Source organism: Novosphingobium mathurense (assembly GCF_900168325.1).
GTDB lineage: Bacteria > Pseudomonadota > Alphaproteobacteria > Sphingomonadales > Sphingomonadaceae > Novosphingobium > Novosphingobium mathurense.
The window spans coordinates 141,537-163,695 of record NZ_FVZE01000005.1 but is presented as its reverse complement, the minus strand read 5'-3'; the positions used below and the strand labels follow the sequence as shown (position 1 = coordinate 163,695).

Below are 22,159 nucleotides of genomic sequence, written 5' to 3'. Positions count from 1 at the left end.
GCTCTTAACCTTTGTCCACAGCCGCTGCAGTGCAAGATGCGACGAATTGCTCCGACGCGAATGCAAGGCGTGCGGCCGCCTCAGAAATATTCCTTCAAGGCACTGACGACGCGACCGACCACACCAAGCCCACTGTACTTGACGGTCTTCTGGTGGCTCTTTCCGAGACTGCGGATGTCCACCGGGTCGTCGGCGGCGTATAACACAAGACCGGCCAAGGTTGAAAACCCGGGCTTTACATGGGCTTCGGCCAACCCGGCAAGCTGCGGGACACGGCCGATACGCACCGGCTTGCCGAGCGCGGCCTGCGCGAAATCGGCAAGGCCGACCAGCTCCGCGCCGCCGCCGGTGAAAACCACCTGCTGGCCGCGCTGACCGCTGAAGCGCATGGCTTTCAACGCCTTGCTGACTTCCTCCATCAACGCGCCGAGCTGACCGGTAATCACGCCGATCAGTTCGGCACGCGGTATGCGGTTCTTCTCGTCGGCATGGCGGGCGATGGGCCCGACGCCCTCCTCGCCCGGGGCATTGACCGGAATCATCTCGCGATGGTCGGTCGGGCTGGCGATGGCCGAGCCGTTAACGCACTTCAGGCGCTCCGCCTGGAAGCGGCGGATACCGAAGGCGGAGGCTATCGCATCGGTGATATCGGCCGAACCCATCGGGATCGGGATCATGTCGGTCAGCATCCCGCCCGAATAGATCGCGACATTGGTGACTTCCGCCCCGAATTCGACGAGCGCGACGCCCAGATCGCGCTCTTCGGGCGAGAGGCAGGCCTGCCCTGCCGCAATCGGCGAACCGACGACCGCCTCGACCTCGAGGTGCGCACTCTGCACCGCCTCGGTGAGGTTGCGGATCGGCGCACCGTCGGCCAGCATGACGTGAATGTCGACACCTAGGCGCTCGGCATGGAGGCCTTTGGGATCGGTGACACCGTGTGCGCCATCGAGCCGGTACTGCGCCGGCTGCGCGTGCAGGACCATGCGCCCGTCGGGCTGGATCACGTCGCGCGCACTGACGAGCAGCTGGTCGATATCCTCCTGCTCGATCCGGCGACCGCCGATTTCGGCGTCGAACTGGTCGATCCGGCTGGCGAGCCCGGCCCCCGAGCAGCCGATCCAGACTTTCTGGACCGAAGTGTTGGCCATGCGCTCGGCGCGGTCGATGGCATCACGCACGGCATAAGTCGCCGCGGTCATGTCCGTGACGTAGCCGCGCTTGATGCCCTGGCTGGCGCGATGGCCTGAGCCCAGGACGATCATGTCTCCGGTTTCCGAAATGCCTGCGACGATCGCGGAAATGCGGAAGGAACCGATATTGACCGCGCCGAAGACGCGGGTGATGCGCGGGCCTGCCATCAGTCTGCCTCCACACTGTGCGGAACCGCGCCCGCCTTGAGCGCGAGTTCCCTGCCTTCCTCGTCGGGCACGCGCAGGTAAATGCGATCGCGTGCCCGCATGTCGAATGCGGCGACCTTGCCACCCAGCAGGCGGTTGGTCCCATCGAGCCGGGCGAACGTGACCAGCGCATTGGCCGAAGGCTTTTCACCCTCGGGTAGCGCGAGCACCTGCCCGGTCTTGAACGTCAGGTTCCAGCGGCGATTGCCGATCCACTCCGCCTCGCGCACGCGCGGCTTGAGCGCAGGCGCGGCCTCGAGAAGATGTGCAAGCTGGGTCACCTGCTGTCCGGCACCGAAGCCCGAAACGATAAGCCGACCCTGCGCATCCTTGCGGCTGATTGCCTCCAGTTCGTGGCCGGATTCGTCGATCAGGACGAAGCGGTCCGCCTTGCGCAGCACCGCATGCGGCTCGCGCTCGACGATGTCGATCACCAGCGTATCGGGCAACTGTCGCGAGACGCGCGCGTCCTTGATCCACGAAAGCTCGAGCAGCTCGCTGCGCAGCCCTTCGAGATCGACGTCGGGCATCGCCCGGTTCCGTTCGGCCAGAGCCTTTTCATAGACCTTGAGCTTGTTGATGTTCTGGGCCCCGCGCACGACCACGGTCTTGACCTCGAAGCCTGAATGCGCGGCGATCTGGGCCATCTGGTCACCAACCATCAACGGAAGACCCGCGGCACTGGCAGCCAGCCACGCCAGCACGCCCGCCCCGGCAAGGATCGCGAAGAGGAAGATGCGGTGGAGCTGGTCTTCCGAGAACGGCAGCCAGCTCATCACGATGTCCATCGCAGAGCCGGTCGTCGCCCGGGCCTGCCGGACCTTGGCCTTGGTGCCCTGCCTTGCGGCGGACTTCCTTGCGCTCTTCGACTTGCGCCGGATCGTCTGGCTCATTCAGCCCCCTTCACTGCCCCCGCAGCTTGCTTCGCCCGCGCATCCTCCAGCGCCTCGGCGATAATCGCCTCGACGAGGTCGGCATATTCCATGCCGCAGGCCCGCGCCTGCTCGGGTACGAGGCTGAGCGGCGTCATGCCCGGCTGGGTGTTGGTTTCCAGCAGGAACAGGCCTTCGACGCCCTGTGTATCGTCCCAGCGGAAGTCCGATCGGCTGGTGCCCTTGCAACCGAGCAGTCGATGCGCGCGCAGGGCAAGGTCCTTGCACGCCTGTGCGATTTCGTCGGGGATTTCGGCCGGGCAGACGTGCTCGGTCAGACCGTCGGTGTACTTGGAATCGAAATCGTAGAAGCCCGACTTCGGCTTCAGTTCGGTCACCAGCAGGGCGCGGTCGCCGATCACCGCCGTCGTCAGTTCGCGACCGCGGATGTAGGGCTCGGCCAGCAGGTTGTCGAATTCTTGCCACGGCCCCTTCGCGTCGCGCCGGATCGGATTGCCGTAATTGCTCTCGTCGGTGACGATGGCGACGCCGACCGACGAACCTTCGTTAACGGGCTTGAGCACGTAGGGCCGCGGCAGCGGATCGCGCTCATACAGCTCCTTGGAGGCAACGATGCGGCCACCCGGCATCGGAACGCCATGCGGCACGAGCGCCTGCTTGGTCAGTTCCTTGTCGATGGCGATGACCGAGGTGGCAAGGCCGGAATGGGTATAGGTAAGCCCCATCAGGTCCATCATCCCCTGGACCGTGCCGTCCTCGCCGGGCGCGCCATGGAGCGCATTGAACACGACATCGGGCCTGGCTTCGGACAGACGCAGCGCGACATCGCGGTCCATGTCGATGCGGGTGACCTTGTGGCCCTTGGACTCCAGCGCCCTGGCCACGCCTTCGCCGCTCATCAGCGAAACGGACCGCTCATGAGACCAACCGCCCATCAGGACCGCGACATGAAGTTTGGGAAGGCTCACTGTGTACCTGCTTGCTGTGTGTTGGACGCATCGGCCGGCGTGCCGACGCGCTGGATTTCCCATTCGAGCTCGACGCCCGAGCTTTCCCTGACCCTGCGGCGCACTTCCTCGCCCAGCGCCTCGATGTCGGCGCTTGTTGCGCCGCCGGTGTTGATCAGGAAATTGGTGTGTTTCTCACTGACCTGCGCGCCGCCGATCTGAAGCCCGCGGCAACCCGCCCGGTCGACCAGCTGCCAGGCCTTGTGCCCTTCGGGGTTCTTGAAGGTGGACCCCCCGGTCTTGGAGCGCAGCGGCTGGCTGGCCTCGCGGCTGGCCGATATCCGGTCCATTTCCGCCTGGATCGCTGCCGGTTCGCCGGGCTGCCCCCTGAAGCGCGCGGCCACGACGATGGCGCCTTCGGGCAGTTCCGAATGGCGATAGGTATAGCCGAGATCGGCATTGCCCAGCGTCACCAGTTCACCCGAACGCAGGACGACGTCGCAATCGACAAGGATGTCCTTGACCTCCCCGCCATAGGCGCCGCCGTTCATGCGCACGAAGCCGCCGACCGTGCCGGGGATCGAGCGCAGGAATTCGACGCCGGAAATCCCGTTGTCGCGCGCAGTGGAGGAAACGAGAATGCCCGAGGCCCCGCCTCCGCAATCCAGTGTCACCTCATCGACCCGCGCGACCTTGGCGAAAGGCTTGCCCAGCCGCACGACAACGCCGCGCACGCCGCCGTCGCGCACGATCATGTTCGAACCCAGACCCAGCGCCATGACCGGCACCGCGGGATCGAGATCGCGCAGGAAAGCCTGCAGGTCGTCGATGTCCTTGGGCTCGAACAGCCACTCGGCCGCGCCGCCCGACTTGAACCAGACGAGCGGGGCCAGCGGCGCATTGGCAGTCAGCTTGCCGGAAACGGAAGGAAACAGGGCTTCCATCAGAACCGCCACATCCCGAGCCACGCCCACTGCGCGCGCGCCAGTCCCTCAGCCGCCTCGCGCGCCTTCTCGTTGGCTTGGCCGAGCAATTCCCCGGCCTCTTCCTTGCGGGCAGGGTCGATCGAGGCCTGACTGGCCTCGACGTACTTCTGCAAGGCTTCGATGTGGTGGCGATGGGATTCTGAAACCAGCTCCAGCCAATCGAGAGGGTTGAACAGGTTCACGCCGTCCTCCGCGATCGGATCTCGTCGGCCAGGCCCGCGGCCCACTTGGTGATGTCGCCGGCGCCCAGACACACGACCATGTCCCCGGGTTGCGCCGTGGCTGCCAGCGCGTCGGCCAGTTCGCCCGGGCCTGCGATGACCTGCGCGGAACGGTGTCCGCGCGACTTCATGCCCTCCACCATGGCGGCGCTGTCGACGCCCTCGATCGGCTGCTCGCCGGCAGCATAGACCGGGCTGGCATAGACCACATCGGCATCGTTGAAGGCGGTCTGGAACTCGTCCATGTGATCGCGCAGGCGCGTGAAGCGGTGCGGCTGGACGACGGCGATGACCCGGCCCTTCACGCCCTCGCGTGCGGCGGCAAGGACAGCGCGGATCTCAACCGGATGATGGCCGTAATCGTCGATGATCGCCACCCCGTCGACTTCGCCGACCTTGGTGAAGCGGCGCTTTACCCCGCCGAACTTGGCGAAGCCGCCCTTGATGCACTCATCCGAGCAGCCCATCTCGACAGCCACGCCGACGGCCGCCAGCGCGTTCTGGACGTTGTGGCGACCGGGCATCGGCAGTTCGATCCCCGCGATCCGGCGGAACGAACCGTCGCGCTGGCGCAGGGCTACGTCGAAGCGGTTGCCGCCCGGGATCGGCATCACGTTCTCGCCGCGGATGTCGGCCTGCGCGGAGAAGCCATAGGTCACCACGCGGCGGTCGCGGACCTTGGAGATCACGCCCTGCACTTCGGGATGATCGATGCACAGCAGCGCCGCGCCGTAGAACGGTACGTTCTCGATGAACTCGACGAAGGCTTCCTTCACACGCTCGAAAGATCCGTAATGGTCGAGGTGTTCGGGATCGATGTTGGTGACAACGGCGAGCGTGCCGTCGAGACGCAGGAACGAGCCGTCGCTTTCGTCGGCTTCCACCACCATCCAGTCCGACGCGCCGAGACGGGCGTTCGAACCGTAGGAATTGATGATGCCGCCGTTGATCACGGTAGGGTCGATGCCGCCCGCGTCGAGCAGGGCCGCGACCATCGAGGTCGTCGTCGTCTTGCCGTGGGTGCCGGCCACGGCGACAGTGTTCTTCAGCCGCATCAGCTCGGCCAGCATCTCGGCGCGGCGCACCACGGGGATGCGGTGTTCGAGCGCATAGACCACTTCGGGATTATCGCGCTTCACCGCCGTGGACGTGACGACGACTGCGGCCCCGGCGACGTTCTCACCGGCATGGCCGATCATCACCTTGATCCCGCGCTTGCGCAGGCCGTCGATTACGTAGCCCTCGGCAATGTCGGAGCCCTGCACCGAATAGCCCAGGTTGTGCATGACTTCGGCAATGCCGGACATGCCGATGCCGCCGATGCCCACGAAGTGAATCGTGCCGATATCCGTGCCGACGCCCTTCACAGCGCAGGCTCCCGGGCCAGTGCCTCGTTGCCGTTGGCAGGGGTTGCCTTCCTGTCCATGCGGATCACGTCCATGATCGGGGCTGCGCCGAAGCTTTCGACCAGATCGGCCAGATCGCGCGCGGCATTGGGATAGCCGCAGTTCCAGGCCGCATGGGCGGCATTGGCAAGAGTCTCGGGATGCTGGGCCATGGCCTGTATCTGCTTGGCGAGCGTGGCGCCGGTGAAGCCTTCCTGCCGGATCGAGCGGGCCCCGCCCGCAGCGACGATCTCACGCGTGTTGGCGGCCTGATGGTCGTCGGTCGCGATCGGCAACGGGATGAGAATGGCGGGACGGCCGACCGCGGTCAGCTCGGCGATGGTCGAAGCTCCTGCCCGTCCGATGAACAGGTGGGCAGAGGCCAGACGCTGGTCCATGTCCTCGAAATAGGTCGCCAGTTCGGCGGGGATGCCGTGGCTGGCATAGCGTTCGCGCACGGCCTCGATATCCTCGGGGCGGCACTGCTGGATGACCTGCAGGCGCGAGCGCAGAGCGGGCGGCAACATGGCCAGGCCATCCGGCACGACCTGCGAAAGCACGCGCGCGCCCTGGCTGCCGCCGGTCACGAGAATGCGGAACAGGCTGTCCTCGGTGAAATCCGGGAACGGCTCGTCGCGAAGCGTGAGCACTTCGCTGCGCACCGGATTGCCGACGAGCGTCACCTTGCCTGCATGCCTGGGATCGAGACGGTCGACTTCCTCGCAGGACGTGGCGATGGCATCGACCTTGCCCGCGAAGTAGCGGTTCACGCGGCCCAGCACGGCGTTCTGTTCATGCAGCACGGTCGGGATCCTGGCAGCCGTGGCGGCCAGCAGCGTCGGCATGGCCGGATAGCCGCCGAAGCCGACGACGGCCGAAGGCTCGAAGCTGTCGAACAGGCGCAGCGCCATCTGGCGGCCATCGAGAATGCCGCGCGCGCCCTTGAGCCAGTTGACCGGGTTCTTGCCGGCAATGCGGCCGGGCGGCAGCACGTGCGCAGGCAGGAAATCCGGCTTTCCGGGAATCGCCGCACCGCGCTCGTCGGTGATGAGCGCAACGTGGTGCCCGCGCCGGTCGAGCTCGGCGGCAAGCGCGAAAGCGGGAATGAGGTGTCCGCCCGTCCCGCCCGCGGCGAGAACGTAGTGGCGGCTGACCTGACTCATGAATTGTCTCCGATGGCGCGAAGCGAAAAGCGTTCGCGCTTGATGTACGGATTTCGCCGGGTAATCGCCAGTAGCAGCCCCATCGCCAGGCAGACGGCGACGGTGGACGAACCACCGTAGCTGATCAGCGGCAGGGTCATGCCCTTGGACGGGAAAAGCTGCAGATTGACGAGGATGTTGATGAAGGCCTGTCCACCGAACTGGGCGGCAAGGCCCGAGGCGGCCAGCACGGTGAAGAGGTCTTCCTCGTCGACGAGGCGCAGCAGGATGCGGGTCAGCACGGCAATATAAAGCAGGACGATCACGATGCACGCGATCAGTCCGAATTCCTCGCCGATGACGGAAAAGATGTAGTCGGTATGCGCTTCGGGCAGCGCGAACTTGCGCGTGCCCATCCAGAAGCCCAGCCCGGACCAGCCCCCGTTCAGCAGGGTACGTTCGGCAAGGTCGACCTGGTCGAAGGCGGTGCCGCCGAACAGGAAGTTGTCGATACGGTTCCGGCCGTTCTCATAGGTGAAGTACATCAGGACGATGCCCACCAGGCCGGCCCCCGCGAAGATACCGATGCGCTTGAGCGGAATGCCCGAAAGCAGGATCAGCACGAAAAAGGTGCCGCCGAACAGCATGGTCGAACCGAAGTCCGGCTGGGCCATGAGCAGTGCGCCGAGCAGCGCCATGACCGCGAAACAGATTCCGACGACGGGAATGTTCGGATCGCGCGCGCGCCACGAAAGGATCCAGGCCAGCAGGATCGGGTAGCCGCACTTGAGGAACTCGGACGGCTGGATCGAGACACCGAGACGGATCCAGCGCCGCGCCCCGTTCACTTCGGAACCGACGAAAGGCACCAGCACCAGCAGGAACAGCATGGCCCCCGCCATCAGGATGCCGATGCGTCGGGCGCTGTCCTTGGTCCGGGTCGAGGCCCAGAACATCGCGGCGAGGCCGATCAACTGCCAGCGCATGTGCAGGTAGAAGAAGTGCAGTTCCGGCAGGCGCTCATGCGCCGTTGACAGCCGCTTGGCGCTGGCCGGCGAGCCTGCGGCCACAGCGACCGCGCCGATGCCCATGAGGATCAGCACGATGGCCAGCACCGCGCGGTCGATTTCCTGCCACCAGATCGCCAGTTCGCTGCGGCGATTGCGGTTGTAGCGGGCGGCGCGCGAATTGGAGCCCGGAGCTGCGGTCGCCATCAGGCTTCCTCCTCTTCCTCGGGCGCAAGCAGCGCCTCGACGATCTGGCGGAAGACTTCGCCGCGCGCCTCATAGTCGCGGAACTGGTCGAAACTGGCGCAGGCCGGGGACAGCATCACCACGTCGCCCGGCTTGGCCGCGGCCATGGCCTCACGGATCGCCTCGGCCATCATCTCGCTGCGATGGACCTGCGTATGGGGGGCGAGAATCTCGGCAAAGCGCGGTCCGGCATCGCCGATGGTATAGGCCGCTGCGAGGTTGCCGAAATAGGGCGCGCACTCGTCAAGGTCGTCGCCCTTGGGCAGACCGCCGACGATCCAGTGGATGCGCGGTTCCGGGTCGGGCGGGAACGCGGCCAGCGCCGGAGCCGCCGAAGCCGGGTTCGTCGCCTTGCTGTCATTGATGTAGAAAACGCCATCGGCCTCGGCGACGCGCTCCATGCGGTGCGGCAGTCCGCGAAAGGTGCGTATGGCGCGCTTCCATTGCTCCGGCTTGATGCCGAGCGCCTCGACGATGGCAACGGCTACGGCCGCATTCTGCAGGTTGTGCGGCCCCTGCAGCGAAGGCCACTTCTTCTGGAGCGTCGTGAGCTTGGCGCCATCGACGACGCGGACATGATCGAGGCCGCGCCGGTCGGCCTCGGCACTGGCGATGGCGGCTGTTTCCGCATCGCCGCTGCCGAAAATCGCGTCATGCCCTGCGCCCTGCATCGTGAAGAGCCGCGCCTTGGACGCCGCGTAGGCCGCAAAGCCGTCGTAGCGGTCGAGGTGGTCGGGCGTGATATTGAGCAGCGCGGCCACTTCGCAATCGAGGTTTTGCGTCAGGTCGATCTGGTAGCTGGAAAGCTCCAGTACATAGACTCCGCCCTCGGGAAGCGGATCGGTGCCGAGGATGGGCACGCCGATGTTGCCGCCCATGCGCACGGGCACACCGGCCTTTTCCAGCAGGTGATGGACCAGTGAGGTAGTGGTCGACTTGCCGTTGGTACCGGTGATGCCGACAACGCGATGGGCAGGCAGGCTGGACCGAGCCAGCGCGAAAAGCTCGATATCGCCGATGACCGGAACCCCGGCACGCTGCGCGGCCGAGGCGATGGGATGGCGGTTGAGAGGAATACCGGGCGAGACGACCACGCCGTCGTAGCCGGAAATATCCGCCGTCACCGGGTCGGCCAGCTCGACGCGGCCGGCCAGCACCTGCCGGGGCTCGTCTCGGTTATCCCAGGCCATCACGTGCGCCCCGCTGGCCAGCAGGGTCTCGACGGCGGTCATCCCCGAGCGGGCAAGCCCAAGGACCGCGTATCGTTTACCGGCAAAGGCGGGGGAGACGATCACGCCTGTCCCCTTATCGCAGCTTCAGCGTGGACAGGCCGATTACGGCAAGCACGATCGAGATGATCCAGAAGCGGATCACGACCGTCGATTCCTTCCAGCCCTTCTGTTCGAAGTGGTGGTGGATCGGTGCCATGCGGAACACGCGCCTTCCGGTCCGCTTGAACCAGAAGACCTGGATGATAACCGAAACCGCTTCGAGGACGAACAGGCCGCCGACGACGGCAAGCACGATCTCGTGGTGCGCGGCAACGGCGATTGCGCCCAGCGCCCCGCCCAGCGCAAGGCTGCCGGTATCGCCCATGAAGACAGCCGCGGGAGGTGCGTTGAACCACAGGAAGGCCAACCCTGCGCCCATGATCCCGGCGCAGAAGATCGCCAGTTCACCGGCACGCGGCACGTGGGGAATGCCAAGGTAGGTCGCATAGTCGACGCGACCGGCCAGGTAGCAGATGATCGCGAACGTGCCTGCAGCGATAATCACCGGCATCGTCGCAAGACCGTCCAGACCGTCCGTCAGATTCACGGCATTGCCTGCGCCGACGATCACGAAGGCGGCGAAGACGTAGTAGAACGGCCCCAGAGGAATGTAGCGACCCGTGAGGAACGGCACATAGAGGTTCGTGTTGAGCTGGCTGACGATAATGTAGGCGGCAATGCCGGCGACCACGAATTCCATCGCCAGACGCACCCTTCCGGGCACGCCCTTGTGGCTGCTCTTCGAGACCTTGTCGTAGTCGTCCATGAAACCGATGGCGCCGAAGCCCACCGTCACGGCCACACAGGCCCAGACGAAGGGGTTGGACATGTCCATGTACAGCAGCATCGACACGATCAGCGCGATCAGGATCATCAGCCCGCCCATCGTGGGCGTGCCGCGCTTGGCGAGGTGCGACTGCGGGCCGTCCTCACGGATCGGCTGCCCCTTGCCCTGGCGGATTCGCAGCATGTTGATGAACTTCGGCCCGATGATCAGGCCGATGACGAGAGCCGTCATCAGCGCCGCGCCGGAGCGGAACGACTGGTAGCGAAAGAGGTTGGCCAGCCCTTCGAAATGGAACCATTCTGCGAAAAGATACAGCATCTTGCGGGGTGACCCCCTACCCTTCCTGCTTGCTGAGCGCCGTTACCAGGGAAGCGAGACCCACCGAATTCGAACCTTTGACAAGGATTGCATCATCCCTCTCAAGTCCGAATGCGCGCAAGGCATCGACAGCTTCCCCTACAGTGGCGCAATGCGCGAAAGCCACGGTTTTGCCAAGTTTCGCGCCTTCCGATTTCCCCAATTCCCCATCGGTGAGGGCCTTCGCGAGCGGCGTCATCTCTTCGCCGACGAGCACGGCATAATCGACTCCGGCCTCGCGGATCGGTTCGGCCAGCGCGGCATGATAGTCCGGACCGTGGCTGCCCAGTTCCTTCATCGCACCCAGGACCGCGATCCGGCGCCGCGCCGGAGTGCGGCCCAGCTGGGCCAGCGTCGCGCGCATGGAAGCCGGGTTGGCGTTGTAGCTCTCGTCGATCAGCAGGGCCTTGCGCTGGCCCTCGTCGTCTGCCTCACCGCCCGGAACGTCGATCTCGACACGCGCGCCGCGGCCCGGAAGACCGCCCATTTCGGCCAGCGCAACCCCGGCTGCGCCAAGGTCTCCCTTGACCGCGCGCACCGCCGCCATGACCGCAAGCGAGTTCATCACCCAGTGTTCGCCCGGCGCGGCAACGGTGTAACACACGCGCCGGTCGCCCATGTCGACCGTCACCAGCGAACCGCCGCCGATGGCCGAAACCGTATCGAGCAGGCGCACGTCCGCATCGCCGGCCTTACCGAAAGAGACGACTTTCGCCCCGCACGCCACTGCCGCATCGCGAAGGCGCAGGAAATGCGGGCTGTCCGCCGGAATGACGGCAGTGCCACCTTCTTCAAGGCCCTGGAAGATCTCGGCCTTGGCATCGGCGATCGCTTCCTCGGAGCCCAGCATCTCGATATGCGCCGGGGCGATGGTCGTGATCACCGCAACGTGCGGGCGCACCTGCCGGGTCAGCGCGGCGATCTCGCCCGCGTGATTCATGCCCATCTCGAAGATGCCGAAGCGCGCGCGACCGGGCATGCGCGCAAGGCTGAGGGGCACCCCGACATGGTTGTTGTAGCTCTTGACCGAACGGTGCGCGTCGCCACGGCTGGAGCGATCGAGCGCTGCGAAAATCGATTCCTTGACACCGGTCTTGCCGACCGACCCGGTCACGCCGATGATCGGGCCGCGCGCGCGCAGGCGGGCGGCCGCGCCCAGCTTCTCCAGCGCCTCGGTCGTGTCCTTCACCAGGATGTGCGGACCGTCCACGGGACGGTCGACGACGACGGCAGCCGCCCCCTTGGCGAAGGCCATCTCAACGAAACGGTGGCCGTCCATGCTTTCGCCCTTCAAGGCAAAGAACAGGTCTCCGGGCTGGACGTCGCGGCTATCGATTTCGACGCCGGAAACGGTAAATTCGGCGTTCGCCGTGCCCTTGACCGCGCGCGCGATCGAAACCGCATCCCACAGCGCAGACGGGTTCTCATCCGACAGTTCAGCAGGCCAGTCGAGAATCCGGGCAACAGCGTTCATCGTCTTCTACCTCCCCAGTGCGCCAGCCATTTCCCTGGCAACCGTGACGTCGTCGAATGGCAGGACGCGCACATCTGCGCCGCTGCCGATTATCTGTCCTTGCTCATGTCCCTTGCCGGCGATCAGGACGATATCGCCGGCTGCGGCGGCCTCGACGGCGGCACCGATCGCCTCCCGTCTGTCGCCGATTTCCCTGCCCTTGCCCTGCATGCCTGCCAGGATCATGGACCGGATCGCGGCGGGATCTTCGCCGCGAGGGTTATCGTCGGTGACGATCGCGAGATCCGCGCCCTGCGCCGCTGCCTTGCCCATTTCCGGGCGCTTGCCCGTGTCGCGGTCGCCGCCCGCGCCGAAGACGACGATCAGGCGCCCGGCGACGTGGGGCCGAAGCGCGGCAATCGCTGCTTCCAGTGCATCGGGCGTATGCGCGTAGTCGACATAGACCGGCGCGCCGGACGGCGTGATCGCCGCGCGCTCGATGCGGCCGCGAACGGTCTGCAGGCGCTTGAGCGCATCGAAAGTGGCATGCGCCTCGCCTCCGGTCGCCAGGACCAGACCCGCCGCGACCAGTGAATTGGCAGCCTGGTATGCGCCGATCAGCGGCAGATCGATGGTATGGTTGGTGCCTGCGTACGCGATCTCCAATTTCTGCCCAAGCCCACCGGGCGTGCGGCCAAGAAGGCGGATATGCTCGCCCTTCGTGCCGACGGTAAACAGCTTCAGTCCGCGCTTGCCGGCATGCTCGATCGCCTTGTCGGACCACGCATCGTCCGCCCAGACGACCGCCGTGCCTCCGTCAACCACCACTTCGTCGAACAGACGCATCTTCGCGGCGAAGTACTCTTCCATCGTCGCATGATAGTCGAGGTGGTCGCGGCTGAGATTGGTGAAGGCGCCGGCTGCGACGCGCGGCCCCTCGATGCGGAACTGCGAAAGGCCGTGGCTCGATGCCTCATAGGCAACGTGCGTTACGCCCTCACGCGCCAGGCCTGAGAGGTTCCCGAGGAAGGTGACGATATCGGGCGTGGTCAGCCCGGTCGAAACCGTCTCTTCGCTGGTGGTTACGCCCAGCGTGCCGATCGACGCCGCACGAATGCCGGCCATGCGCCAGATCTGGCGCGTCAGTTCGACCGTGGAGGTCTTGCCATTGGTGCCGGTCACCGCGACCAGCGTCTGCGGCACGGGCGTGAAGAACTGGGCCGCCAGCCGGGCGAAGAGCCCGCGCGGTTCAGCGTCGGCAAAGTGGATCGCGCCTTCGACCCGCGCATCGGGCGCGGCGACCACCGCAACCGCGCCGGCCTCGATGGCGGCGGCGATGAAATCCTCGCCATTGAACTTCGCGCCGCGGAACGCGCCGAAGACCGTGCCGGGCGCGACCTTGCGATGGTCGATGGCGAACCCGGTTACGGTCGCCTCGCCGCTTTCGGTCAGGGCGATGCCCGCTGCAGTGCAAAGATCGGTCAGTTTCATTCGCCGTCAGCCTCTGACGCACGCACTTCATTCGGGATGAGCGGCTTGAGATCGGAAATGTCGATATCGCGCGTTTCGTCGGGCATGATGCCGAGGATCGGGCCGATGCGCGGGACGACGCGGCCGATGACCGGCGCGGCGTTCCAGGCCGCCGTGCGCTGGAAGGACGTGGCCTGCGTACCCTGCGGCTCGTCGAGCATGGCGATCACGACAAAGCGCGGCTTGTCCATCGGGAAGGCCGAGGCGAAGGTCGAGATCAGCGAGTGATGGCGATAGCCGCCTGCGCCGGGCTTTTCGGCCGAACCGGTCTTGCCGCCGATGCGGAAGCCCGGCGCGTCGGCCTTGCGGCCGGTACCGTAGCGCACGATCATGCGCAGGAGCTGGCGGCTGCGCGCGCTGGTCGACGCCTTGAACACACGGTGCCCTGCCGGAACGTCCGACGGATCGAGCTTCCTGAGCGTCGCCGGACGCCAGATCCCGCCATTGACGAGCGCGGCATAGGCGCTGGCGAGGTGCAACGGGGTAACGGCAATGCCGTGACCGTAGGACACCGTCATCGTGCGCAGGCGCGGCCATTCGCCCTTGGGCCAGATCGGGAAGCCGCGCGCCGGAAGCTCGATGTCGGGACGCCGGTCCATGCCCAGCGCTTCCATCGTCTTCTTGAGACGCACGCCGCCCAGTTCGTCGGCAATCTGCGCGGTCACCACGTTCGAGGAATGGATCAGGGTTTCGGCCACGTTGAGCGAATCGCCCATCGAGTGGCTATCCTTGATCGTGAAGCGACCGAGGTGAAGCGGGTGCGCCGACCAGCGACGGCCGAGATCGGTGATCGTGCCGGCATCCATCGCCGATGCCACAGCCAGCGGCTTGAACGTGGACCCCAGTTCGTAGACCTGGTTGGTCACGCGGTTGAAGCCGTGGGGCACTTCGCCGAGCTTGGCCTGCTCTTCGGAAATGACCATGTCGGTCGGCTTGACGTGGTTCGGGTCGAACGAGGGGAGCGAGGCGAGCGCCAGCACTTCGCCGGTATCGACATCGAGAATCACCCCGCCAGCGCCCTTTGCCTGCGATTCCGCCATGGCGCGGCCGAGTTCGTCTTCCAGTGCGCTCTGCACACGAAAGTCGATCGAGAGCACGGCAGGATGCGTGCGGCCTTCGGGCGAAACGAGCTGGTCGTCGAAAGCTTCTTCCATGCCGACCTTGCCCTTGCCGTAACTGTCGACATAGCCGAGCACGTGTGCGGCCATCGAGCCCTGCGGGTAGTAGCGCGTCGCCTCGAGCGGGAACTCCAGCGCCGGTTCGCCCAGCGCATGGACCTTGTTAGCGTCATCGGGAAGGATCGACTTGCGGATGTAACCCGCCTTGCCGGACTTCAGGCGCTCGAGCACCAGAGCGCGGTCCAGATCGGGGAAGATGCGCAGCAGGCCGTCGGCCACTTCGTCGGGCGTGTGGATCAGCGACGCCCCCTCGGTCATCGCGCGCGGATTGAACCACAGCGAATAGGCCCGGAACTCACGCGCCAGCGGCACGCCGTTGCGATCGACGATTTCACCCCTGTCGGGCACGAGAAGGTCGGAGAGGCTACCGTCGTGCGTGGAAACCCCGGTCATCCCGAGATAGACGATCCTGAGCAACGCGCAGGTGCCCACAAGCACGAAAACGCCCAGAATCCAGAGCGTGCGCAGCTTGGCGACAAGCAGCGAGCGCTGGCGGACGTTGACGAGCTTGCGTCTTCCTGACGATATCGTTGTCGGGATCGCAATCGCGGTCACTGCTGGGCAGCCTCCGCCAGTTCGATGCGGGCCAGGCGCTTGCTCAGGCTGGCTGCGTCATGCTTGAGAGCCTTGAGCTCGGGATCGAGATCCTTGGTCGCCGCTTCCTGCGACTTTTCCGCTTTTTCGGGCACGGCAGCGGTGGCACCGCTGACCGGTGAGACCATCGCCAGCAGCGAACCGCCCGAATCCTTGTCGGCGGGCACTTCGGCGTTGGCGTAACGGATCGGCTCGGGCGCGCCCGGCGCAGCCGCCTTGCCCAGCGCGGCAAGCTGGCGCTCACCCTCGATGTACTGCCCTGCCACCGGCGCCTTGTAGCCGAACTCGAGGTCGTTGAGCTGCTTGAGCGCCTGCTGGTTCGAGCGGGTCTGGAACTCGGTCTCGAGGAAGTCGATGTCGCGCTGCACGTAGACGATGCTCTTCTCGGCATCGTGCACCTGGCTCTTCACCGCGTTGACCCGCAGGGTCAGGCCGATCGTCATCGCACCGCAGACCAGCAGCACCGAGATCCAGCCGATCGAATGTACGCGATCGCGGGTGAGGTTCATGCTGCGCTCCTGTGGGTATCTCTGGCGGGGGCATCGGTGCGCACGGCGCTGCGCAGGGTGGCGGATCGGGATCGGGGGTTGGCGTCGAGTTCGGCCTCGCCAGGCCGGATCGCTTTCGACAGCTTGGTGAAAGTGGCCACCGCACCACCGCCAACCTGTGGCAGGTGGCGGGAGGTGGACGCCCCGCCGCCGCTGGCGTCGCGCAGGAAGCGCTTCACCTTGCGGTCTTCGAGGCTGTGGAAGGTGACGACCGCCAGACGGCCGCCCGGATTGAGCAGGTTTTCTGCGCCCGAAAGGCCTGCATCGAGCTCGTCTAGCTCTCCGTTCACATGGATTCGTATGGCCTGGAAGGTCCGCGTTGCCGGATCCTTCGGGGCATTTGCGCCCTTGTACTTCGGATTGTAGCCAAGCGCCTTGCGCACCACCCGGGCCAGTTCCCCGGTCGTGGTCAGCGGCCGTGCGGCGACGATGGCGCGGGCGATCCGGCGCGACTGACGCTCTTCCCCGTAGAGGTAGAGCACGTCGGCGATCTCGGCCTCGTCCGCCTCGTTCAGGAAGTCGGCAGCCGAAAGCCCCTGCTGCGACATACGCATGTCGAGCGGGCCGTCGGAACCGAAGGCGAAGCCGCGCTCCGCCTGGTCCAGTTGCATCGAGGAAACACCAATGTCCATGACGACGCCATCCACGCCGGAAACGCCGGATTCTCCCAAGCCCTCGACCATTTCCGAGAAGCGGCGCGGGTGCAAGACGAGGCGCGGCGGATCGCTATCCAGCTCGGGCCATTTTCCACGGTTGCGTTCAACGGCGGCAATGGCATCGGGATCGCGATCGAAGGCATGGACCGTCGCCCCGGCGTCGAGCAGCCGCCGGGTGTAGCCGCCCGCACCGAAAGTGGCATCCACGATGACGTCGCCGCCCTGGGGGTTCAGGGCGGCGACGACTTCGTCGAGAAGCACCGGGACATGGGGAACGTGCTCCTCGGAGTGCTCGGGCGTATGGTCTTGGGGCGCCGTCATTTCTTGCGCGCCTTTGCCAGTTCCTTTTCCGCAAGGCTGCGGCAGGCGGTCTTCGCCGCCTTCCAGTCGTCTTCCATCGCGTAGAGCTGTTCGGGCGCCCAAACGGTGAAGAACTTGCCGTTGCCGCGGAAGTAGAGCTGGTCGGAGATTTCGGCGAGCGCGACGAGATCGTCGGGCAGAACGAAGCGACCGCTGCCGTCGAAAGGGACTTCGTAGGAGGAATAGATGTCGCTGGCGCGCTTTTCCGCGTCGAATTCCTTGCCGGCGCGCAGGGCAATGTCCTGCATTTCCTTGAGCTCTTGCTCGAAGTCAGCAATGCGCGAGAGGCCGAAACCCATGAGGCAGGGCCAGCGATCGTGCGGCATCAGGCAGACCAGATCCTTGCCGCTGGATTCGCGCACGGTGCCGCGAAAGACGTTGGGCAGCACGAAACGGTTCTTGTCGCGTTGAAGCGAAAAGCCCTGTCCGTTGTAGATGTATGGCTGCCCAGCCATGCCGCCCCATTTCCCCCTGAGGGTCCAAGTCTCGGAACAATGACTGACCCCGCCCCGACTGCGCGCTCACGCCATCGGGTTCCGTGCTCACGCATGAACACGGCGAGACTCAACCATTCCGATTGGTTGCCTTTGTATCGCGGGAAATTTGGGGAAGAAAGGGAAATTCGGGGATTAGCGGGATTTTTCCGCCGAATTTGCGACGAAATGCGGGGGCAGCACGCGACTTCCGCGCCGGAACACGAAATTACGAACTATTCAACTTATTGTTTTAAATTGATAATTTATCGAACGAGCGGTCCCGCCCGCGCCATCCCCGGTTCACACCGATTATTCCCGTCCAATCCCCACCGAAACCCGGGCCAGCAGCGTTTCCAGAAGCTTGCGGCGTCTTTGCGCATCTCGGGGATCGTGCGCGTCCTCGAACAAGGCGGCATCCGCCAGCGCAATGACCTGTCCTTTCCCCACTCGGCATTCGGCAAGGAAACCCGCCGCTTCCAGTGTGCAGGAACCATCTTCCGGCCTGATCCGGAAGCGACCGGGCAGGTTCACCGGGACCGCGCCCTCCTTGATATCGACAAGGCGCTCACCGGGCTGCTGCGATTCGTCGAACTCGAGCTGAAGGCCCCATCGCCCGAGGATCGGCGAAAGCATCGCGATGTCCTGCGGTCGCCGGGCATCGCCCAGCGCGAAGATCGAATGGGCGGTGAGCATGGGATCGGCAAAGAGCAGCACCCTGCCCCCGGCATTAACCCAATCGTCCAGCGCGACGTTCTCCTGCGGCGTAAGGGGCCGCGGCTGCGCGAGCAACAGGACGTGATCCTTCGCCAGCGGCAGTACCCCCGAAGCGTCGGCCAGATGGTCCAACGGCACGAGCCCGTCCTGAGCCTGGATGAAGGCATGGGCCCAGCCCTGCTCCTGCCCGTCCGACAAAAATCCGCGGATATCGTCGCTTTCACCCCAGAGCAGCGGCAGGCTCGAATAGACACCCAGCCCTGCGGGCTTTTGCGCCTCCCCACTTTTCCCCGCTGCGTCCGAACTGCCCAGCAGGTTGCATCCCGCCAGTGCGAGACACGGCGCCAGCAGCGCAAACAGCACCGTTCGACTATTGATCAACGAGAGGTGCAGCCTCTCCGCTCTGCATCGGCGCGGGTCGGGGGGCGGCCGTTACAGTCGGGGTGGGCGTCGGCGTCGGATCCGACGCCGGGACAACGCCGATGTCGGCCAGCGGATCGGATGCGGCCTTCTTGGGCCTTGCGTCCACCGCCACGACCTCGTGGATCGGATCGGCCTGATCGGTATTGCGGTCCACCCGGTCGGTAATGATGTTGGCAAGGCCGACCAGCAGCAGCATCGCGCACAGCCCAAAGGCGCCCACCTGCAGGCGATGGACCGCCTGCGAGCGCAAATCGCGCGCAGAAGGCGGCACATAGTGCTGCGGGGTCGTGATCGGTTCGACCATAGGAGGCGGATATTGCCCTGCCATCGGCAGGAGTTCTAACTTACCTTGCCAACCAAGGGAAGACCGGCAGACCCTTCGCTTCCAGCCATTCAGGGTTGTAAAGCGTGGACAGATAACGGAAGCCCGTGTCGCACAGGATCGTCGCCACGCGCGCATCGGTCTTGCCCTGGGCCACCAGCTGCTTGCCCAGCGCAACCGCGCCCGCAACGTTGATGCCGGAGGACAGGCCAAGGCACAGGCCCTCTTCGGCCAGCAGGCGCGTCACCCATTCCAGTCCCTCCTCGTCGGAGATGCGGAACTGGGTGTCGATCGGGGCGCCTTCGAGGTTGGCGGTGATGCGACCCTGACCGATGCCTTCGGCAACCGAGGAGCCTTCGGCCTTCAGTTCACCGCAGGCATAATAGTTGTAGAGCGCCGCGCCGTGGGGATCGGTCAGCGCGACCGTCACCTTCTCGTCGAGCGCCTTGAGGCCAAGACCGGTGCCTGCGATCGTGCCGCCGGTGCCTGCCGCGCAAGTGAAGCCGTCGATCCGGCCGCCCATCTGCTCCCACAGCTCGGGCGCGGTCGATTCGATGTGCGCCTTGCGATTGGCGATGTTGTCGAACTGATTGGCCCAGACCGCGTTCTCGGTTTCCTCGGCCAGGCGGCGCGAGGTATGCACGAAGTGCCCGGGGTTGGAGAAAGGCGCCGCCGGTACGAGAACCAGTTCGGCACCCAGCGCACGCAGCGTGTCCATCTTCTCGCGCGACTGCGTCTCGGGCATGACGATCACGGTCTTGTAGCCCAGCGCATTGGCGACGAGCGCAAGGCCGATACCGGTGTTGCCCGCCGTACCTTCGACGATCGTGCCGCCCGGCTGCAGTGTTCCGCGCGCTTCGGCATCGCGCACGATCCAGAGCGCCGCACGGTCCTTCACGGAGGCACCCGGATTGGCGAATTCGCACTTGCCCCAGATCTCGCAACCGGCAGCCTCGCTTGGTCCCTTCAGCAGGACAAGCGGCGTGTTGCCGATAAGATCGAGCGTCGAGCGTTTGGCTTGCGGTGCGGTCATGACGGGGAATTAGGAAGTCGGAGCGCAAGGCGCAAACGAATTGCGCCTTACCCCCCTCAATTCAAACTTCCAGCGCGGCGAATCAGTCTTCCTGCGCGATCGTCACCTTGATGCCTTCGAGGGCGCCGGTGACCGGAATCTGGCACGAGAGACGCGAGTACTCGTTGCGGTGGTCCGAGCTGTCGAGCAGGTCGTTCTCGTCTTCGCTCATCTCCGGCAGCTTGTCCATGAAGGCCGGGTCGATGTGGACGTGGCAGGTCGCGCACGAGCAGCAGCCGCCGCAAAGCGCCAAGAGTTCGTCAAAACCGCTGTCGCGGATGACTTCCATCAGGGTGCGGCCTTCACTCGCCTCGACGCTGGATTCTTCACCCGATTGGTTGACGACGGTAATCTGCGGCATTCTCAGGGGTCCCCTTTAAAACTCGATATATCGCAATCTGGCGTGTTTCAGCACTTGGCCTAGGCTGCTAATCGCGGCGCAGACCATTTGCAAGGCAATCGAAGCATGGGCCTGAACGCCAACGCCATTAAACTTGGACTTGATGCTCTTGCGGCGCGAGAGCCCGGGATTGCGCGGGCACTGGCCCTTGCGGGCTATCCCGAACCGCGGATTCGCCAGCGCGGCTATGCGACACTGCTGCGTACGATCGTCGGCCAGCAGGTCAGCGTGGCGGCGGCCGCTTCGGTCTGGTCCCGGCTCGAGGCGATGCTGGGCACAGACCTGCCGCCCGATGCCCTGCTGGCTGCCGACTTCGACGCCCTGCGCGGCTGCGGCCTTTCGCGCCAGAAGCAGGGTTACGCACGCTCGCTTTGCGAACTGGTCGTAGCCGGCGCGCTCGACCTCGAAAACCTGCCGGAAGACGACGAGGCAGCGATTGCAGAACTGGTGCAGATCAAGGGCATCGGCCGCTGGTCTGCCGAAATCTATCTTCTCTTCGCCGAGGGCCGCCCGGACATCTGGCCGGCCGGTGACCTTGCCGTGCAGGCCGGGCTGCGCCGGATCCTCGGGCTCGACGCGCGTCCGAGCGAAAAGGAAACCCGCGAACTGGCAGAGGCCTGGCGCCCGCACCGCGGCAGCGCAGCCATCTTTACCTGGCACTGCTACAATAACGCCGCCCTCTGATCAGGCCGGCAGGATCGTGACCGGCAGGCTGGCCCGTGCGGGAAACTTTGCCTCGATCCAGCGCCGCAGCCGGGGCGACTGACGCTCGGTAAGAATCGAGATCAAGGCGCAAGTACCGACCACCAGGGCCAGCAGCGCCGCAAACTCCGAAACGCTCTCGGTTCGCCCGAAGCCGTGCGAGAGCAGGAGCTGGATGAGCGGCCAATGGAACAGGTACAGCGTGAAGGAAAACCCGGCGAGGCCCTGAGCCAGCCCGGCAAGCCGCATGACCTGCGGCTCCAGCGCGGTAACGAGAGGCCGCGCAGCCAGAATGCCCAGTACCATGATGAGCGCCATCGCCAGATCGGCAATCGCCCAGACCGACCACTGGATCGCAAACGGCCACCATGACTTGAGAAAGGGAATCAGTACCTCGCGGTCGATCTCGAATAGCTGCAGCGCCAGAAACGGGCACAGGACGAGGAGAATCGGCGCGAGCGCGATCGGCACGCGCCGCACGAGACCGAAATGGGTCAACGCGACACCGACAAGCCACACCGGCATGAGCAGCAGGATCGAAGGCCCAGCCGCGAGACAGGCAACCGCCGTGGCAACATAGCGTGCCCGACCGCGCAGGAAAAAGGCCAGCGCAAAGATCGCGTAATACCAGACTTCGTAGCACAGCGACCAATAAGGCGGATTCCAGACCGGCGCGGGCATGCCCGGCCAGGCGCTGACGAAGGCCAGCGGCGGAATGAAGCGCTCGGCAACTTCGGCCGCTTCGTTGGGGCTGTTGTCGATGGGCACATAGGCCGGTCCCGCCAGCACATAGGCGGCCAGCAGCCCGAACAGCAGCGCCGGGACCGCCACGGGCAGGATCCGCGAGATCCGGGAGATCGCGAAGCGGCGCAGGTCCGATCGCCCACCCAGCACCGAGCTGCTGATTACCAGACCCGACAGGACGAAGAAGACGATGACGCAATAGTGCTGCATGCGCACGCCGAAAGGAAAGTCCCCGGCGTATAGCCCAAGTTGCACCGCATGGCCCAGGGCGACGAGCAGCGCTGCGCCGAAGCGCAGGAAATCGAAGACCACCGAAAGTGGCCGGTTGAGGAAACGCTCATCCAT

22 protein-coding genes are annotated in these 22,159 nt (G+C 65.4%); 1 reads left to right on the top strand and 21 read right to left on the bottom strand.

Annotated elements, in window-relative coordinates; translation table 11 throughout:
* Positions 1-80: 80 nt before the first annotated feature.
* The 20 genes from ftsA to ddmB all read right to left on the bottom strand — a co-directional run bounded on the left by ftsA (position 81) and on the right by ddmB (position 20,329).
* Entirely contained in the window at positions 81-1,361 is a 1,281-nt protein-coding gene (gene ftsA / locus B5483_RS15600) for a cell division protein FtsA (RefSeq protein WP_054944262.1), read from the bottom strand.
* The gene (locus B5483_RS15595; RefSeq protein WP_079731080.1) at positions 1,361-2,293 is read right to left on the bottom strand and encodes a cell division protein FtsQ/DivIB; all 933 of its coding nucleotides are present in this window, start codon (positions 2,291-2,293) and stop codon (positions 1,361-1,363) included. Before B5483_RS15595 ends, ftsA begins: the two co-directional genes overlap by 1 nt.
* Complete coding sequence (locus B5483_RS15590) at positions 2,290-3,261, bottom strand: D-alanine--D-alanine ligase (protein ID WP_054944260.1); 972 nt, start codon at positions 3,259-3,261, stop codon at positions 2,290-2,292. Before B5483_RS15590 ends, B5483_RS15595 begins: the two co-directional genes overlap by 4 nt.
* A complete protein-coding gene (murB, locus tag B5483_RS15585; RefSeq protein ID WP_079731178.1) occupies positions 3,258-4,184 on the bottom strand; it encodes a UDP-N-acetylmuramate dehydrogenase in 927 nt (308 codons plus the stop codon). The genes B5483_RS15590 and murB overlap by 4 nt, the downstream gene beginning before the upstream one ends.
* The gene (locus B5483_RS15580) at positions 4,184-4,408 is read right to left on the bottom strand and encodes a hypothetical protein (RefSeq protein ID WP_054944258.1); all 225 of its coding nucleotides are present in this window, start codon (positions 4,406-4,408) and stop codon (positions 4,184-4,186) included. Before B5483_RS15580 ends, murB begins: the two co-directional genes overlap by 1 nt.
* On the bottom strand, positions 4,405-5,814 hold the full coding sequence (murC, locus tag B5483_RS15575) for a UDP-N-acetylmuramate--L-alanine ligase (RefSeq protein WP_054944257.1): 1,410 nt from the start codon (positions 5,812-5,814) through the stop codon (positions 4,405-4,407). The genes B5483_RS15580 and murC overlap by 4 nt, the downstream gene beginning before the upstream one ends.
* A complete protein-coding gene (gene murG / locus B5483_RS15570; RefSeq protein WP_054944256.1) occupies positions 5,811-6,995 on the bottom strand; it encodes an undecaprenyldiphospho-muramoylpentapeptide beta-N-acetylglucosaminyltransferase in 1,185 nt (394 codons plus the stop codon). The genes murC and murG overlap by 4 nt, the downstream gene beginning before the upstream one ends.
* On the bottom strand, positions 6,992-8,188 hold the full coding sequence (locus tag B5483_RS15565; protein ID WP_054944255.1) for an FtsW/RodA/SpoVE family cell cycle protein: 1,197 nt from the start codon (positions 8,186-8,188) through the stop codon (positions 6,992-6,994). Before B5483_RS15565 ends, murG begins: the two co-directional genes overlap by 4 nt.
* Complete coding sequence (murD, locus tag B5483_RS15560; protein WP_079731079.1) at positions 8,188-9,522, bottom strand: UDP-N-acetylmuramoyl-L-alanine--D-glutamate ligase; 1,335 nt, start codon at positions 9,520-9,522, stop codon at positions 8,188-8,190. The genes B5483_RS15565 and murD overlap by 1 nt, the downstream gene beginning before the upstream one ends.
* 10 nt (positions 9,523-9,532) lie before the next feature.
* Positions 9,533-10,603 carry a phospho-N-acetylmuramoyl-pentapeptide-transferase gene (mraY, locus tag B5483_RS15555; protein WP_079731078.1) on the bottom strand — a complete coding sequence of 357 codons (1,071 nt, stop codon included), beginning with the start codon at positions 10,601-10,603 and terminating at the stop codon, positions 9,533-9,535.
* A gap of 16 nt (positions 10,604-10,619) precedes the next feature.
* Positions 10,620-12,116: a UDP-N-acetylmuramoyl-tripeptide--D-alanyl-D-alanine ligase gene (locus B5483_RS15550; RefSeq protein WP_054944252.1), complete on the bottom strand. Its 1,497-nt coding sequence runs from the start codon at positions 12,114-12,116 to the stop codon at positions 10,620-10,622.
* Between the two features lie 6 nt (positions 12,117-12,122).
* On the bottom strand, positions 12,123-13,586 hold the full coding sequence (locus B5483_RS15545) for a UDP-N-acetylmuramoyl-L-alanyl-D-glutamate--2,6-diaminopimelate ligase (protein ID WP_079731077.1): 1,464 nt from the start codon (positions 13,584-13,586) through the stop codon (positions 12,123-12,125).
* Positions 13,583-15,358 (bottom strand): peptidoglycan D,D-transpeptidase FtsI family protein, encoded by a 1,776-nt coding sequence (locus tag B5483_RS15540; RefSeq protein ID WP_054944250.1) that lies wholly within the window; start codon positions 15,356-15,358, stop codon positions 13,583-13,585. Before B5483_RS15540 ends, B5483_RS15545 begins: the two co-directional genes overlap by 4 nt.
* Positions 15,355-15,906, bottom strand: coding sequence for a hypothetical protein (locus tag B5483_RS15535; RefSeq protein ID WP_054944249.1), 552 nt, complete (start codon positions 15,904-15,906; stop codon positions 15,355-15,357). Before B5483_RS15535 ends, B5483_RS15540 begins: the two co-directional genes overlap by 4 nt.
* Positions 15,903-16,922 (bottom strand): 16S rRNA (cytosine(1402)-N(4))-methyltransferase RsmH, encoded by a 1,020-nt coding sequence (rsmH, locus tag B5483_RS15530; protein WP_079731076.1) that lies wholly within the window; start codon positions 16,920-16,922, stop codon positions 15,903-15,905. Before rsmH ends, B5483_RS15535 begins: the two co-directional genes overlap by 4 nt.
* Positions 16,919-17,416 carry a division/cell wall cluster transcriptional repressor MraZ gene (locus B5483_RS15525; protein WP_054944247.1) on the bottom strand — a complete coding sequence of 166 codons (498 nt, stop codon included), beginning with the start codon at positions 17,414-17,416 and terminating at the stop codon, positions 16,919-16,921. Before B5483_RS15525 ends, rsmH begins: the two co-directional genes overlap by 4 nt.
* Positions 17,417-17,746: 330 nt before the next feature.
* Positions 17,747-18,532, bottom strand: a complete 786-nt coding sequence (locus B5483_RS15520; protein WP_245829287.1) for a DUF4350 domain-containing protein — start codon at positions 18,530-18,532, stop codon at positions 17,747-17,749.
* The gene (locus tag B5483_RS15515; protein WP_245829285.1) at positions 18,522-18,902 is read right to left on the bottom strand and encodes a hypothetical protein; all 381 of its coding nucleotides are present in this window, start codon (positions 18,900-18,902) and stop codon (positions 18,522-18,524) included. Before B5483_RS15515 ends, B5483_RS15520 begins: the two co-directional genes overlap by 11 nt.
* A 16-nt stretch (positions 18,903-18,918) precedes the next feature.
* Entirely contained in the window at positions 18,919-19,929 is a 1,011-nt protein-coding gene (locus B5483_RS15510; protein WP_079731075.1) for a cysteine synthase A, read from the bottom strand.
* Positions 19,930-20,011: 82 nt separating this feature from the next.
* The gene (gene ddmB, locus B5483_RS15505) at positions 20,012-20,329 is read right to left on the bottom strand and encodes a dicamba O-demethylase ferredoxin subunit DdmB (RefSeq protein WP_054944244.1); all 318 of its coding nucleotides are present in this window, start codon (positions 20,327-20,329) and stop codon (positions 20,012-20,014) included.
* A 105-nt stretch (positions 20,330-20,434) separates the two neighbouring features.
* Between ddmB and B5483_RS15500 the strand changes: the two genes are divergently transcribed.
* On the top strand, positions 20,435-21,052 hold the full coding sequence (locus B5483_RS15500) for a DNA-3-methyladenine glycosylase family protein (RefSeq protein ID WP_079731074.1): 618 nt from the start codon (positions 20,435-20,437) through the stop codon (positions 21,050-21,052).
* On the opposite strand, the gene B5483_RS15495 is transcribed toward B5483_RS15500, so the two are convergent.
* Positions 21,053-22,159, bottom strand: coding sequence for an acyltransferase family protein (locus tag B5483_RS15495; protein WP_054944242.1), 1,107 nt, complete (start codon positions 22,157-22,159; stop codon positions 21,053-21,055).

Coding starts and splice junctions, on each gene's coding strand:
- rsmH (WP_079731076.1), bottom strand. CDS start 16,922: ATGACGGCGCCCCAAGACCATACGCCCGAGCACTCCGAGGAGCACGTT.
- B5483_RS15495 (WP_054944242.1), bottom strand. CDS start 22,159: ATGGATGAGCGTTTCCTCAACCGGCCACTTTCGGTGGTCTTCGATTTC.
- B5483_RS15510 (WP_079731075.1), bottom strand. CDS start 19,929: ATGACCGCACCGCAAGCCAAACGCTCGACGCTCGATCTTATCGGCAAC.
- B5483_RS15535 (WP_054944249.1), bottom strand. CDS start 15,906: ATGAACCTCACCCGCGATCGCGTACATTCGATCGGCTGGATCTCGGTG.
- B5483_RS15500 (WP_079731074.1), top strand. CDS start 20,435: ATGGGCCTGAACGCCAACGCCATTAAACTTGGACTTGATGCTCTTGCG.
- B5483_RS15595 (WP_079731080.1), bottom strand. CDS start 2,293: ATGAGCCAGACGATCCGGCGCAAGTCGAAGAGCGCAAGGAAGTCCGCC.
- ftsA (WP_054944262.1), bottom strand. CDS start 1,361: ATGGCAGGCCCGCGCATCACCCGCGTCTTCGGCGCGGTCAATATCGGT.
- murB (WP_079731178.1), bottom strand. CDS start 4,184: ATGGAAGCCCTGTTTCCTTCCGTTTCCGGCAAGCTGACTGCCAATGCG.
- mraY (WP_079731078.1), bottom strand. CDS start 10,603: ATGCTGTATCTTTTCGCAGAATGGTTCCATTTCGAAGGGCTGGCCAAC.
- B5483_RS15525 (WP_054944247.1), bottom strand. CDS start 17,416: ATGGCTGGGCAGCCATACATCTACAACGGACAGGGCTTTTCGCTTCAA.
- B5483_RS15515 (WP_245829285.1), bottom strand. CDS start 18,902: ATGGCAGGGCAATATCCGCCTCCTATGGTCGAACCGATCACGACCCCG.
- ddmB (WP_054944244.1), bottom strand. CDS start 20,329: ATGCCGCAGATTACCGTCGTCAACCAATCGGGTGAAGAATCCAGCGTC.
- B5483_RS15545 (WP_079731077.1), bottom strand. CDS start 13,586: ATGAAACTGACCGATCTTTGCACTGCAGCGGGCATCGCCCTGACCGAA.
- B5483_RS15550 (WP_054944252.1), bottom strand. CDS start 12,116: ATGAACGCTGTTGCCCGGATTCTCGACTGGCCTGCTGAACTGTCGGAT.
- murG (WP_054944256.1), bottom strand. CDS start 6,995: ATGAGTCAGGTCAGCCGCCACTACGTTCTCGCCGCGGGCGGGACGGGC.
- B5483_RS15565 (WP_054944255.1), bottom strand. CDS start 8,188: ATGGCGACCGCAGCTCCGGGCTCCAATTCGCGCGCCGCCCGCTACAAC.